The sequence below is a fragment of the Brevundimonas fluminis genome, assembly GCF_003934285.1.
Classification (GTDB): domain Bacteria; phylum Pseudomonadota; class Alphaproteobacteria; order Caulobacterales; family Caulobacteraceae; genus Brevundimonas; species Brevundimonas fluminis.
Map to the genome: position 1 here is coordinate 582,367 of NZ_RQWJ01000003.1, position 13,707 is coordinate 596,073.

Annotated in this window: 13 protein-coding genes; 3 read left to right on the forward strand and 10 right to left on the reverse strand. The window is 70.1% G+C overall.

All coding sequences use genetic code 11. The annotated features are described in order from the left end of the window. Positions 1–18: 18 nt before the first annotated feature. Together EFJ44_RS07835 and EFJ44_RS07840 are read right to left on the reverse strand one after the other, a co-directional pair. Positions 19–990: a DUF6607 family protein gene (locus EFJ44_RS07835; RefSeq protein WP_125256629.1), complete on the reverse strand. Its 972-nt coding sequence runs from the start codon at positions 988–990 to the stop codon at positions 19–21. Between the two features lie 61 nt (positions 991–1,051). After that, the gene (locus tag EFJ44_RS07840) at positions 1,052–3,247 is read right to left on the reverse strand and encodes a TonB-dependent hemoglobin/transferrin/lactoferrin family receptor (protein WP_125256630.1); all 2,196 of its coding nucleotides are present in this window, start codon (positions 3,245–3,247) and stop codon (positions 1,052–1,054) included. Between the two features lie 116 nt (positions 3,248–3,363). Here EFJ44_RS07840 and EFJ44_RS07845 point away from each other — a divergent pair, with 116 nt between their 5' ends. After that, positions 3,364–3,852: a hypothetical protein gene (locus tag EFJ44_RS07845; protein ID WP_125256631.1), complete on the forward strand. Its 489-nt coding sequence runs from the start codon at positions 3,364–3,366 to the stop codon at positions 3,850–3,852. A 4-nt stretch (positions 3,853–3,856) separates the two neighbouring features. Here the strand turns inward: EFJ44_RS07845 and ychF are convergent, their stop codons facing one another. The 5 genes from ychF to EFJ44_RS07870 all read right to left on the reverse strand — a co-directional run bounded on the left by ychF (position 3,857) and on the right by EFJ44_RS07870 (position 7,760). Continuing rightward, positions 3,857–4,951, reverse strand: a complete 1,095-nt coding sequence (ychF, locus tag EFJ44_RS07850) for a redox-regulated ATPase YchF (RefSeq protein ID WP_125256632.1) — start codon at positions 4,949–4,951, stop codon at positions 3,857–3,859. 66 nt (positions 4,952–5,017) lie between these two features. Next, positions 5,018–5,491: a copper chaperone PCu(A)C gene (locus EFJ44_RS07855; protein WP_125256633.1), complete on the reverse strand. Its 474-nt coding sequence runs from the start codon at positions 5,489–5,491 to the stop codon at positions 5,018–5,020. Continuing rightward, positions 5,488–6,774 (reverse strand): PepSY-associated TM helix domain-containing protein, encoded by a 1,287-nt coding sequence (locus EFJ44_RS07860; protein ID WP_241209715.1) that lies wholly within the window; start codon positions 6,772–6,774, stop codon positions 5,488–5,490. Before EFJ44_RS07860 ends, EFJ44_RS07855 begins: the two co-directional genes overlap by 4 nt. Before the next feature lie 118 nt (positions 6,775–6,892). Next, on the reverse strand, positions 6,893–7,279 hold the full coding sequence (locus EFJ44_RS07865) for a hypothetical protein (protein ID WP_241209716.1): 387 nt from the start codon (positions 7,277–7,279) through the stop codon (positions 6,893–6,895). Between the two features lie 46 nt (positions 7,280–7,325). Continuing rightward, the gene (locus EFJ44_RS07870; protein WP_125256635.1) at positions 7,326–7,760 is read right to left on the reverse strand and encodes a hypothetical protein; all 435 of its coding nucleotides are present in this window, start codon (positions 7,758–7,760) and stop codon (positions 7,326–7,328) included. A 225-nt stretch (positions 7,761–7,985) separates the two neighbouring features. Between EFJ44_RS07870 and EFJ44_RS07875 the strand changes: the two genes are divergently transcribed. Together EFJ44_RS07875 and EFJ44_RS07880 are read left to right on the forward strand one after the other, a co-directional pair. Beyond that, on the forward strand, positions 7,986–9,374 hold the full coding sequence (locus EFJ44_RS07875; protein WP_338142280.1) for a DUF4139 domain-containing protein: 1,389 nt from the start codon (positions 7,986–7,988) through the stop codon (positions 9,372–9,374). A gap of 1 nt (position 9,375) precedes the next feature. Continuing rightward, entirely contained in the window at positions 9,376–11,013 is a 1,638-nt protein-coding gene (locus tag EFJ44_RS07880) for a DUF4139 domain-containing protein (protein WP_125256636.1), read from the forward strand. A gap of 4 nt (positions 11,014–11,017) precedes the next feature. Here the strand turns inward: EFJ44_RS07880 and pth are convergent, their stop codons facing one another. From pth to EFJ44_RS07895, 3 genes are all read right to left on the reverse strand, one after another. Further along, on the reverse strand, positions 11,018–11,623 hold the full coding sequence (gene pth, locus EFJ44_RS07885) for an aminoacyl-tRNA hydrolase (RefSeq protein WP_125256637.1): 606 nt from the start codon (positions 11,621–11,623) through the stop codon (positions 11,018–11,020). Between the two features lie 76 nt (positions 11,624–11,699). Then, positions 11,700–12,392 carry a 50S ribosomal protein L25/general stress protein Ctc gene (locus EFJ44_RS07890; RefSeq protein WP_125256638.1) on the reverse strand — a complete coding sequence of 231 codons (693 nt, stop codon included), beginning with the start codon at positions 12,390–12,392 and terminating at the stop codon, positions 11,700–11,702. 135 nt (positions 12,393–12,527) lie between these two features. Then, positions 12,528–13,616 (reverse strand): hypothetical protein, encoded by a 1,089-nt coding sequence (locus tag EFJ44_RS07895; RefSeq protein ID WP_125256639.1) that lies wholly within the window; start codon positions 13,614–13,616, stop codon positions 12,528–12,530. Positions 13,617–13,707: the final 91 nt, after the last annotated feature.

The following is a 13,707-nucleotide window of genomic DNA, read 5'->3' on the forward strand; positions in this document are numbered from 1 at the left end:
AACCCCCGGCGGAAAGATTCAACGCGCGGTCGATTCCGCGATCAACGCCTGCGCCCGGGAGACGGCCGCGGCTTCGGTGAGTTCGCCCGCCTGCACCTTGTCGGCCAGATCCATCAGCTCCGGTCCCGTCACCGCCCCGGCCTGGGGCTCCTCTTGCAGGCGCAGGCCGTTCCCGCGGGCGATCGCCGCATCCCAGGCGTCCCGCACGGCCCCCCAGTAGCCCTGCGTCGCGGCCCAGTAATGGTCTCCCGCCCCGGGGTCGAACCCGTCGGACCTGCGATAGGAGTTGACCACGTCCTCGTGCACCACGACGGTAAGTCCGCCCTCGCCCCCCTGCGCCGACTGCATCTTGTGATTGTCCTGCAGGTGGACCCACCCCCACGGCGTCACGGCGTGGCGGTTGGTGCCGAGGTAGCGGTCATAGACCGGACTGCGGATGGCGTCGCGCCGCGCCACCGGACGCCAGGACGGGGCCGAGGCCCATTCCGCCATGCCGTTCTCGTGGCGCCATTTGCCGACGCCGCCGTAGCGAGGGCTGTCGTCGGTCTGCCAGACGGTCTGCGACCAGGCGCCCGCGCGCTCGATCTCCGGCACGAGCGTGAGCGTCCAGGTGTTCGGTCCGGCATAGGTCAGGACGGTCCGCGGTTCATAGACCCAGTCCTGTCGCCAGTGCTTGATCACGTGCGTCCTGCCCCCGTGCTCCATGACCAGGATGTGCTGCAGGCTGATCCGGTCGCCCGTGTCGTAGACGACCCGCACGATCTCGTGGCCGCCCGACGTCTTGGGGGCCAAGGGCTCGTATCCGTCCACGAAGTTGACCGTTTCGCGCATGTCGAAGCGGACGCTGAAGTTGCCGACCTGGCTCAGGATGGCCTGACGGTCCTGCTCATAGGCGGCGTGTCTCGCCGTCTGCGAAGCGGGCGCCTGGGCCGCGGCGAGGTCGGGCAGGGCGGTGGTGGCCAGGAAGGCGGCGACGAAAAGGGCGCGCATGGCGGTACCTCGAAAATGAGACGCGTTCGCGATAGTCGCGCGAACGTCGCTCGGCCAGTGATCAGTAGCGGAAGGTCAGCGAGGCACTGAGGTTGCGGCCCGGCTGGGTGTATGCGTCCAGCACCGCGGAGGTCCCGGACAGGCCGCGAACGTCGCTCCACCAGCCGTAGGATTCGTCCGTCACGTTGAACAGGCCGGCGCGCAGCACGGCGTTGTCGGACACATTCAGATAGAGGGTCACGTCCAGCAGGGTGAACGCCTCGCCGGCGTAGCAGTCCGGCGCGCAGGCCAGACCGGCGAGGTCTCCCGGGTCCTTGGCGTCCGACCAGGTCAGGACGGCCTGGCCGCCCCATAGTCCCGCCGGGTCGTCGTAACCCAGCCCGCCGACGAGCTTGATCGGGTCGATCGTGACCAGCGGCACGGTCGTCGTGCCCGAGGTCTGGTCGCCGGCGGCCCAGGCGGCCGAGAACCGCGCCCGGAAGCCGTTGTCCCAGAACACGTCGGCGCGGGCCTCGACGCCCGACACCTCGACCTCTGTGAAGTTGACGAATTGATAGACGGCCGGGTCGGCGGGGGTGAAGGAGCCCGAGACCACCTGCTGGCTGATGAAGTCCTCATATTCGGACCTGAACGCCACGACCTGCCCGGCCAAACGACCGCCCGGCAGATCGAGGTCGCGCCACCGCGCCCCGATCTCCACGCTGGTGCTGGTCTCCGGCCCCAAGTCAGGGTTCGGGACCGACACATAGCCGAACGCCGGGTTGGAAAAGCCGTTGTTCACCTGCGACGGCGTGGGCGCCTTGAAGCCCGCGCCATAGCTGCCGAACAGGCCGAAGGCGTCGCTGGCCCACCAGACCACGCCCAGCTTGGGCGACAGCCGCTCGTCGGACTGATCGGCGCGTGCGCCTGAGTACAACGGGTCGGCCGTCGTCGTCAGCTCATAGGAGTCGAACCGCAGCGCCGGGATGATGCGCAGGCTCCCGCCCATCAGCAGGATCTCGTCCTGAACGAACAGTCCCGACAGGCGATAGTCGGTCTCCGGGAACGGGCTGGAGGGAAAGGTCTCGCCGGCCGGCGGCACCGTGCCGTCGCGGATGCCGATCTGGGTCGTCTCCGACCAGTCGCCGCCGAAGGTCAGGCGATGCGTCGTTCCGGCGAAGTCCAGGGTCCTGACCGCTTCGGCCCCGAACCCGATCACCTCGTTGTCGAAGCGGTTGTCCCGCGTGCGGTCCAACGCCGGGGTGCGGTCCTCGAAGGTGAACTGCCGCGTCTCCGACGTCTGGCGATAGGCCGTGACCTGCCCGCGATCGAGACCCAGGACGCCGTCGAACCGCCAGTCCGCCGCGACCCGTTCGCGCCGGGTCTCATCGTCCGCGCGCAGGTCCAGCACCGAGGCGCTGCGGCCGCTCAGCACGTTCGCCGAGACGTCGGACTCATGGGCGTCGTAGGTCAGCCGCAGCCGGTGCCCCGGCGCCACGTCCCAGACCGCCTTGGCCAGCAGCGACTCCGAAGACAGGTCCTGAGGGTTGGCCGTGGTGCGCAGCGCGCCCTCGACGTCGTTCGTGCCGGCCGTTTCGGTCTCCGAGGCGTCGCGCGTCGTGTACGCGATCAGTCCTGAAAAGGCGCCGATGCGGCCCGCCGTCGACAGGCCGTACGTCCGCCCGTCGTCCGCCGAATTGTAGCCCAGCCGCCCGCGCACCGCGACGTCGCGCCCGCTCACCAGCAGGTCGGACGGATCCTTCGTCGTGAACACCACCGCCCCGGCAACGCCGTCCGAGCCGTACAGCGCCGACGCGGGGCCGCGCAGGATCTCCACCGACTTCATCAGCTCCAGATCGGCATAGCCGCCGCGGCCCACGCTCTGGGCGCCGAAGACGAATCCGTCGGCCATGCGCACGCCGTCCACGACCTGCAGCACGCGGTCGCCGCCCAGCCCGCGGATGGTGAAGCCCTCATTGCCCGCCCGACCCGTGGTCCCCAGCGCCGCGCCGAACCGGGCCGGCTGGCTGACCACGCTGACGCCCGGCTCGAACCGGACCAGGTCCTTGATGTCGGTGTACAGGTTCGCCTCGATCTCGCGCGCCGTGATGACGCTGACCGTGGCGGGGGCCTCGTCGACCCGGATGGCGGTGCGCGTGGCGCTGACGGTGATCGGCGCCACCTCCGTGACCGGCGGTTCCTGCGCCTGGGCCAGCGCGACGCCGGGGAGGACCGTCATGGCCAGTGAGGCGGTGGTGGTCAGAAGACGGATTCTCATGTGGGCGCCCCGAAAGTGGATCACAGCGGAGCGGCAATTACTGCGAACGATTATCAGGATCAATCGCAATTTAGATCTTCGGCGGACCCATCGTCGGGGCGACGCGTTGTCGCGCCATGACCCGCCTCCTCATCCTGTCCGCCTGGTTCGCCGTCGCCGCCTGCTCGCCCGGCGAGCAGCCCTCGGCTCCGGCCGACCCCGCGCCGGTCCCGCCGGTCGACGGCGAGACCTCGACGCCCGGTCCGGACGCCGGCAACTTCGTCGGGGCCTGGGCCGCGCGGGCGGAGTGGTGCGGCGCCACGACCGGCCCGGAACGTCCGATCCGCATCACCACGACCACGTTCGAAGGCTACGAGAACAGCTGCCGGATCTCCGGGGTGCAGCAGGTCAACACGGCCTATGAGGCGGTGCTGGATTGCACTGCAGAGGGCACGACGACGCAGGAGCGCGTGCGGATGCGCGTCGCCGACGACCGCCTGACGCTCAGCTGGCTGGATCGCGCCGGATCGACCTCGACGGACTTCGTGCGCTGTCAGGCGCCTCAGCCGGGGCCTGTCCCGATTCCGGCCCAGCCGCCCGTCGCCGCGCCCGAACCGACGGGCTGAGCCGTCAGCTGAACAGAAAGTTCATGACGTCGCCGTCCTTGACGACGTAGCTCTTGCCCTCGGCCCGCAGCTTGCCCGCCTCCCGCGCCCGGGCCTCTCCCCTCAGGGCGACGTAGTCGTCGTAGGCGATGGTCTCGGCGCGGATGAAGCCCTTCTCGAAGTCGGTGTGGATCACGCCCGCGGCTTGCGGGGCGGTGTCGCCGACGTGGATGGTCCACGCGCGGGCTTCCTTGGGTCCCACAGTGAAATAGGACTGCAGGCCCAGCAAGGCATAGGCTTCCCGGATCAGCCGGTTCAGCCCCGGCTCGGCCAGGCCGAGTTCCTGCAGGAACTCCATCTGCTCCGCCTCGTCCAGCACCGCCAGCTCGCTGTCGATCTTGGCCGAGATCACCACGGTGTTGGCGCCGTCCGCGCGGGCCCGCTCGGCGACCTTGTCGGAGAGTTCGTTCCCCTTGTCGGCAGACGCTTCGTCGACGTTGGCGACATAGAGCGCCGGCAAGGCCGTCAGCAGCTGCAGCATGTCCCAAGCCTTCCTGTCCTCCTTCGACACCTCCGCCGTGCGCGCGGGCTTGCCGGCGTTGAGCTGGGCCAGCGCGAGGTCGACCAGGCGCAGCGACTGCTGGCTCTCCTTGTCGCCGCCCTTGGCGCGCTTCTCCATCTGCACGCGCCGGCGCTCCAGGCTCTCCATGTCGGCCAGCATCAGCTCGGTCTCGATGATCTCCAGATCGGCGACCGGGTCGATGCGGTCCTCGACGTGGGTGATGTCGTCGTCGATGAAGCAGCGGGCGACGAAGGCCACGGCGTCGCAGTCGCGGATGTTGGCCAGGAACTGGTTGCCCAGCCCCTCGCCCTTCGACGCGCCCCGCACCAGTCCGGCCACGTCCACGAAGGTGATGCGCGCCGGGATGATCTCCTTCGACCCCGCGATCTCGGCCAGCACCTTCAGGCGCGGCTCGGGCACGGCGACGTCGCCGGTGTTCGGCTCGATGGTGCAGAACGGATAGTTGGCGGCCTGCGCCGCCGCCGTCTTGGTCAGGGCGTTGAACAGGGTGGACTTGCCGACGTTGGGCAGGCCGACGATCGCGACTTTCAGGGCCATGGCGCTCTTGGGGGAAGAAGGGAGGGCGAGCCTTTAGCCGGTTCGCGTCCCCCTGTCAGTCCCGCATCACCCGTCGGCGCCCGCCCGAACCGGGACGAGCAGCTCCAGCGTCCGCCCGCTTTCGAAGGTCAGGATCATCGGCGCCTGTTCGCCGGTCTGCAGCGGCGAGGTCAGGCCCGTCAACATGATGTGCGTCGCGCCGGGTTTCAGTTCTACCGTTCGACCCTCCGCCAGCGGCAAGCCCTGCGGCAGCGGCGTCATGCGCATCATGCCGTCGCGTTCCTCCATGTCGTGCACCTCCGCGGCGGTCGCGGCGGAGCTGTTGACGGAGACGAGCCTGTCGTTCGCGCCGACCGCCCGGAAGCTTGCATAGCAGGCCCCGGTTCGCGCCCCGTTAGGCGTCGCGCGGCACCAGGCGTCGGTGACCTCCACCCCGACCGTGTTCCCGTCGCGCGACTGGGCCGAACGCGCCGACGAGGACGGATCCCCGCAGCCGCCCAGGAGCAGCGGCAGGGCCAGCATCAAGGTGATCTTCCTCACGTGGAGGCCCTCCTTCGGGTCAGGGTCCAGAGGCGGTCGGCGACCAGCGCCACCAGCAGGCTCAGCCCGGTCAGGGGATAGATGACGCAGAAAGGAATGACGATCCCCAGCACCGCGGCACGAACGCGCGGTCCCGGTGGGGCGGTGGGCGCGCCGAGGCGCCCGTTCGGCCGTCGCCGCCACCACATCATCAGCGCCGAGATTGCCAGCACCCATACGGCGACGCAGGCCGCCAGCATGATCCAGCGGTTGATCCGGCCGTACTGGCGACCCTCATGCACGGCGATGCCCCACTCGAAGGCGCGGGCTCCGACGCCGAACTGGTCGGCCTTCACGTCGGTCAGAACCCGTCCGCCGGGGGTCAGATAGATCACCCGCGCGTCCTCGGCCGCCCGGTTTTCCACGGCGGCGGTGACGGCGCGATCCGGCGAGGCCGGCACGCCGATCAGATAGGGACGTGCCAGTCCGGCGGTCTCGACCGAAGCCACCACGGCGGTCAGGTCGACCGGGCCGGGCGCGGCGTGCAGCGTGGTGGATCCCAAGGCCCAGCCCGCGTCGGGCGGCGCATCGTCATGCTCGGCGTGCAGCCAGTCCTGCGCCGCGGGCGCCGGCGGTCGGCCCAGCCCCGCCTGATTGACCAGTGTCAGGAAGCCGTCGCCCCAGACCGCCGACCACGGCATGCCGGTGAAGGCGAGGAAGAAGATCACCCCGCCCGCATACAGCCCGGTCACCGCATGAAGGTCGCGCCAGAAGGGCCGGCCCGCTCTGGCCTTGACCGTGACGACGCCCGCGTCGTGCCTTCGCGGCCACCACAGGAAGACGCCCGTGGCGACCAGGATCATCGCCCACCCCGCGACGATCTCGACGATCAGGTTCATGCCGGGACCCGCGATGGCCAGGGAGTGGATGCGCTTCACGGTCTCCGAGACGCCGCCCACGGCGCGGTCGCCGGTAACCCGGGCGTCCGCCGGATCGACGAAGACCACGCGCCGGACTCCATCAGGCCGCTCGACCGTGACCTGCACCGCGCGATCCGGGCGATCCGGGACCAGCACCGTCGCCGCGCGTCCCGGCACGGCCGCCGTGGCGGCCGCGATCCAGTCGGCCGGTCGGCTGGTCGCCGCCCCCGGGGGGATCGCCGCCACCGACCGCGTCTGCAAGTCGTCGATCTCGGCCTTGAAGAGATAGATCCCGCCCGTCAGCGCCATCAGCATCAGGAACGGCAGCACCAGCAGTCCGGCATAGAAATGCCAGCGCCAGACGGCGCGATAGGCGCCGGACATGGGAGAGGACGGAGCTCGGGCTCCGTCGGAAGTCGAGGGGGTCATGAATGTCCCGAAGAGAAAGGGTCACGGGGCCGCGCGGGCGTTCAGGCCGGGCGCGGGGCTTGCGTGGCGGTCTTCAGGCGTGGGGTGGAGCGGTCGACGGCGGCCGCGGCGGGGCACGGGCGGGCGGCAGGAGAAGGGCGTCGCTGACCGGCGCGGGCAGGACGGCGGGCGTCAGGACCGGCGGGGCGGGCGCTTCCGGCGCAGGCGGCAGATCCGCCGGCGGCGGCAGGACGCAGGCCGGACACGACGGCGCGTCCGACGTCTGCTCGACCTGACCCGTCACCGGGTCGATGACCACGGTCCTGGGCCCCTCGGTCGAGCACAGGATGAGCGGCATGCCCGGCTGGGCCGCCGCCTGGGCCGCGTACGGGAACAGCGCGCCCCACATGACCGCGAAGGTCGCCGCCATGATGGCGACGGCCTGCAGGGCGGTCAGGCTCCGGAAGGCGCGGGTGTCCACCGCGCCCGCTTAGCTCGTGACGTCGAAGCGAGCAAATCCGCCGTCGTCATCGCGAGTGGTAGAACATGTCGATGCGATAGGTGTCGGCCGAGATCAGCTCTCCCTCCCATCGAATCCATTCCGCGTAACGAAGCCGGAAGTTGTCCGCCACATAGCCCGGGGTCCCGTTCAGCAGTTCGCACGTCAGAACGACGTCGTTCCCGTCATTCCGGCCGTCGCAGGACTGCAGCGACCATGATCGCCTCTGCGTGGCGCCGTCGTCGATCCGCTCGATGGTCGACAGCGACACGTGATAGCGGCCCTCTCCGTTGGGCCGGACCTCCATCACGCCGGACAGCTGGCCCAGCGCGCCGCTGTTCAGACGGGTCATCGGCGATCCGAAAAGATATGTGCCGTTCAATTCCGACGCCGGCTGCGCCGCCGCAGTGCCGGCGCTGCCGAGCAAGCCTGCCGCCAGACTCGCGATCAGAAGTGTCTTCATGTCCGCTCTCCCTTGCGGCGAAGCTTGCGCCCGGAAGGGTCCCCGTCAATGCGCATGGATGACCAATCAGCTTCAGTGAGCCCCGATCAGGTTCCGTAGGGCTGCGCCGCGCGTCCCCGGGTCTACGTTGGCTCGACGGACGACGGGTCCGGCGGTCGCGGGTGCCTCGACTTCGCGGGAAACGCGTGGGACGGTGACGCTTCGCAAGCAGTGGGAGTGACGGGGATGATGATGCGACGGACCTTGCTGGCGGGCGCCGCCTTCGCGCTGATGGCGGGCGCGGCGGCCGCCCAGGAAGCACAGATCGACACCCGGCCCGGCGGGCCCGAGCGCGTCGACCTTACCATCTATCAGGGCAACGTGACCCTCGTGGAGGACGTGCGCGGCCTCAGCATCCCCGCCGGTCGGTCGCGGCAGGAGTTCCCGGGAGTCTCGGCCTCCATCCGGCCGGAGACCGTCAGTCTGTCCGGCCGCGGGCTCGAAGTGGTGGAGCAGAACTTCGACTATGACCTGCTGACCCCCGACAAGCTGATGCAGAGCGCGGTGGGACAGGAGATCGGCCTCGTCCGCATCAACCCTGGTACCGGCCGCGAGGAGACGCAGCGCGCCACCGTGCTGGCCGCCAACGAGGGCGTGGTCCTGCGCATCGGCGGAAACGTCGAGGTGCTGCGCGACGACGGCGTCCCGACCCGCGTCATCTTCGACGAGGTGCCGGCCAACCTGCGCCCGCGCCCGACGCTCAGCGTCACCCTGGACGCCGAGGGCGGCGGCCGCCGCGACGTGACCCTGACCTATCTGACTTCAGGTCTCAGCTGGACCGCCGACTACGTCATGCGCGTGGACGAGCGGGCCTCGACCCTGGACCTCGTCGGCTGGGTGACGATCTCGAACCGCTCCGGAGCCACCTTCACCGACGCCGAGACCCGCGTGGTGGCCGGCGACGTGTCGGCGGGCGCGAACTACCGCGGCAATGGCGTCGCCGCCTCGGACGACCAGTCGCTGGGCGACTACTACGTCTATCCGCTGCCCGAGCGTGTGACCGTCGCCAACAACCAGAACAAGCAGGTCGGCCTGCTGGACGTCTCCGGCGTGGCCACCACCAAGCGCTATCTGTGGGAGATCTACGGCTTCACCACCTCGGCCCAGCCGCAGGCGGTCGAGGTGGCCTACCTCTTCGCCAACGGCCCGATGAACGGGCAGAACCGGTCGCTGCCGGCCGGCACCATCCGCGTCTACATCAACGACGCCTCGGGCGAGCCGCGCTTCATCGGCGAAGACTCGATCAGCCACACCCCCGCCGGTTCCGACCTGGCCATCACCACCGGCGAGGCGTTCGACGTCACGGTCCAGCCGCGTCTGGTGTCCGAAGAGCGGGTCTCCACGCGGATCGTCGACTATTTCCGCACGCGCCGCTCGGTCGAGTACACCCTGCGCAATGCCAGACCTGAGCCCGTCACCATCGAGGTGCGTCAGGGCGGCCTCGGCCGCGACACCGAGATTCAGGAGCAAAGCCATCCCGGCGTGCTGGAGGATTCCCGCACCGTCGTCTGGAAGGTGCAGGTGCCCGCCAACGGTGAGGTCAAGCTGACCGCCACCATCGAGACGGGCGGCTGAGATGCGCGCCGCCCTTTTGGCGGCGACGGCGGTGTTCAGCCTGCTGGCCGCGCCCGCGCTCGCCCAGACGGTCTCCACGTCGGAGAGGGCCGACACGGCCACCGTCGTCATCTATCGCGACCGGCCGGTCGACACCGTCGAGCTGATGGAACGCTCGCGCCAGTCGTGGAACCGGCTGGACCGCGAGGGCCTGGCCCTGATCGTCGAGACGCGCACGGTCGACGTGCCGGCCGGCGACGCCGTGATCCGATTCGAAGGCGTCTCGACCGGCATCGTGCCGCAGAGCGTGACGATCGCGGGCCTGCCCTCAGCCGTGCTGGAACAGAACGCCGACTTCGACCTGCTGACCCCCGGCTCGCTGCTCGACAAGTCGATCGGGGACACCGTTCAGGTGGTCCGCACCAATCCGGCGAACGGCCGCCAGGAGGTGCGCCCCGCCGTGGTCCGCTCCGGCGGCTCCGGTGCCGTGCTGGAGATCGACGGAAAGTACGAGGCCCTGTCCTGCTCCGGCCTGATCGAGCGGGTGATCTTCGAGGACGTGCCCGAGGGCCTGTCCGACCAGCCGACCCTGTCGATTCGCACGCGCAGCCTGACGCCCGGCCGGTACACGGTGACGCTGGCCTATCTGTCGACCGGGCTGCAGTGGTCGACCGACTACGTCGCCCGCCTGTCGCCGGACGGCCGCACCCTCGACCTTACCGGCTGGCTGACTCTCGCCAATTTCGGCGGCACCACCTTCCCCGATGCCCCGGTCCAGGTCGTCGCCGGCGACCTCCAGACCACCGGCCGCAGCGTCCCCGTCGACCCCGTCGTCCGCCTCCGCCGCCCCGGCTGCTGGCCGCAGGACACGACGACGAACGGCGTCAATCCGGACATGAAGGACATGTACGGCGGCTACTATCCGCCTGTCATGGCGCCGCCCCCGCCGTCGCCGCCCGCGCCGCCTCGACCGGCCGCCATGCGGGCGACCGACGAGATCGTCGTCACCGGCAGCCGCATCGCCGAACAGGGCGAGCTGGGCGACTACAAGGTCTACACCCTGCCGTCCCCGACCACCGTCGCGGCGCGCCAGACCAAGCAGGTGCGGTTCCTCGAGCGCGAGGACGTTCCCTACGACCGCGTCAATCGGCAGTGGATCGGGGCCTACGGGATGGACGCCGGTGAAGCGGCCGACGAATCCACGCCCCAGGTCGTCTTCCGCCTGCGCAACACCGAAGCCGGCGGTCTGGGCATCGCCTTGCCGGGCGGAAACTGGAGCCTGCGCCAGCTGACGCCGGAGGGCCGTGCCGTCTATGCGGGTGAGGCCGAAACCCGCGATCGGCCCGTCGGCCTGCCGTTCGAGCTGGCGCGGGGCGACGCCTCGGACGTCCGCGTGAGAACCCGGGTCACCGCAGACGGTGCACGCACGCGCCGTGCGCTGACGACCAGGTGGCGCGAGGTCGAGGTCGTGGTCACCAACTTCGGCGACGACGCCGAGACGGTCGAGCTGGCCCCGCAGGACTTCAACGACACCGGCTTCCGCATCGTCCGCCAGAGCGTCCGCAGCGCGGTCACCGACGGCGGCTGGCCCGCCTGGACGCTGACCGTCCCACCCGGCGAGAGCCGGACCCTGACCTATCGCTACGAGGTGACGGAGTAGGGGGTCAGTCCCCCTGCGCCGCCTGCCGCGGGCTGAATTTGGGCGCCGGCGCCAAGCGCATCACTTCGGCCTGATACCGCTCGTCGTTTCCCGCCACGAGGAAGGGCAGGGCGTCGGCGCAGGCGTTCAGCAGGGCGTCCAGCCACGGCCTGTCCGCCTTGTGGAAGTCGCTCAGCACGTGACCGTGCACCAGCTCCGGGCGCCCGGGGTGCCCCACGCCCATGCGCGCCCGGCGGAAGTCGGGCCCAAGCTGGCTGATCAGGGACCGCACGCCGTTCTGCCCCGCCGCCCCGCCGCCGGTCTTCATGCGGAACCGGCCCGGGGCCAGGTCGATCTCGTCGTGGAAGACCACCACGTTCGCCGGCGGGACCTTGTAGAACCGCGCCGCCTCGCCTACAGCGCGCCCGCTCTCGTTCATGTAGGTCTGCGGCTTCATCAGCAGGACCTTCGTGCCCTCGACCTCGCCCTCGGCGACGATGGACTGGAACTTCGCCCGCTCCGCCCCGAACCGCCACCGGCGCGCGATCTCGTCGGCGGCCATGAAGCCGATGTTGTGGCGGTTGCCTTCGTACTTGGCGCCCGGGTTGCCCAGGCCGGCGAGGATCAGCATCGGTTCAGTCCGCAAATGGAAACGGCCCCTCCGTCGCCGGAAGGGCCGCTCCTGAATACCAGATCGAAGGGCCGGATCAGCCTTCCGAGGCTTCCTCGCCTTCGGCGGCGTCGGCGTCGGTCTGCTCCGAAGCCGGAACCTCGTCGGCGGCGGCCTCGGCCTGTTCCTCGGCGATGGCCTCCTCGATCTCGTCGGCGGCCTTGGCGGCCGAAGAGGTCTTGATCGAGGCGATCACGAAGTCGCGGTCGGTGATGGTGGCTTCCACGTCCGACGGCTTCTTCACGTCGGACCAGCGGATGGTGTCGCCCAGCTTGTGACCGGCCAGATCGACGATCAGGTCTTCCGGGATGTGGTCGGCGCGGACCAGGATCTCGACGGAGTGGCGCACGATCTCCAGCGAGCCGCCCTGACGGAAGGCGCCGCACTGGTCTTCGTTGATGAAGTGCACCGGCACTTCGATCTTGATGGTCTGCTTCTCGTCGACGCGCATCAGGTCGAAATGCAGCGGACGGTCCGACACCGGGTCGAACTGGACGTCCTTGGCGATGACCGGCTGGGTTTCCTTGCCGTACTTCAGCGTGACCAGGTGACCCAGCAGCTTGCCGGTGTACAGGTTCTTGCGGAAGTCCTTCTCGTTGACCGAGATGGCCACCGGGTCCTTGCCGCCGCCGTACAGGATGCCCGGCACCTGGTTGGCGCGACGCACCGCGCGGGCGCCGCCGGTGCCCACGCCTTCACGGACGTCGACGTTCAGAATGATCTCAGCCATCTGGCCTGCCTCAATGACGAACGCCGCGCCGACTGTCGGCCCGCGCGGCGGGGAACGATCCCTCGAATTCAAGAGCGCGGGCTATTACACGCACCCGTGGCCCGGCGCAACCGGGCCGTTGCAGTCCCGCCCGACCTATTGGCGGCCGGCGGACTGGGCCTGATCCGCGGCGGCGACGGCGCCGGCGGCGGTCGTGGTCTGGGCCGGCGGAACGTCCACCAGCGCCGGGGCCGGGGCGATCTGCGGCGCCAACGGGCCGGTGTTGGCCGCCGTGCACTGGGCGATGTCCGCCACGATGTGCTGACCGACGCAGAACATGTCCTCATAGTTCGGACGCGAGGCCGCCAGGCATTGGAAGAGGTTCAGCTTCGACATGTTGAAGCAGAACTCGCTGTTCGATTCGACGATCAGGGCCTCGGTGTAGGCGCGGCGGTCCTCGCCGCCGGCGCCCAGAGCGGCCAGGGCGGCGATGGCAAGGCTGTGCACCACGGCCGGGGTGTAGGGCGGAGCCTGGCGCGCCGACGACAGGTTCAGGCCGGTGCCGGCGTGCGCGGCGCCGTACAGGCGCTCGCTCTCTGCCGGGGAGGGAACCAGGCGCGTGGCCGACAGCGTCTTGGCCGCCTCCAGTCGGCCCGGCCGATCCGCCACGGGCGTCGTCGCCCAGCGCCGGCGCGGGTCGTTGCGCTCCTGGATGGTGTAGGCGTCTTCCTTGATGGCGTCGCCGATGGAGGCGAGGGCCTGGATGTCCGCCCCCAGCGTGGCCACGATCAGGCCGGCGGCGTGATCCGCGCCCGGCAGAGTGGCGGCATAGGCCGGGTCGGCGATGATGCGGTTGACGATCTCTTCGCGCTGGACCGGATCGGCGGCGTACTGGCGCACGCCTTCGACGAACTCCGGCGACTGCAGGGCCAGGATGGCGCCGTAGGCGATCATGCCGCGCGACAGCTGCACCGGCTCATAGGCGGCGCCCTTGCGGATCGCGGCCTGGATGGCTTCGGGGCTGTTGAAGGCCCGCTCGATCGTGCCGACCTCGCGGATGAAGGTGACGTAGACCGAGGCCGCCTCGGCGATGCCGGCGTTCAGGGCCAGGGCGGGCGGCGGAGGCGGCGGCGCGGGCGCGGGCTCCGGCGGCGCCTCGGGCTCGGGTTGGGCGCAGGCGGCCAGGACGGTCGCCGCGGCGACCGCGGCCAGCGACAGGTTGCGGCGCGAAGTAGCCCAGGCCATCGACGAAACTCCCCAGGGATCCGGAACTGCGCCGCTTTCAGCCGCGGCGTCTCGGCGCGATCATAGCGCCTCAGGAAGCGTTTTCCGACAG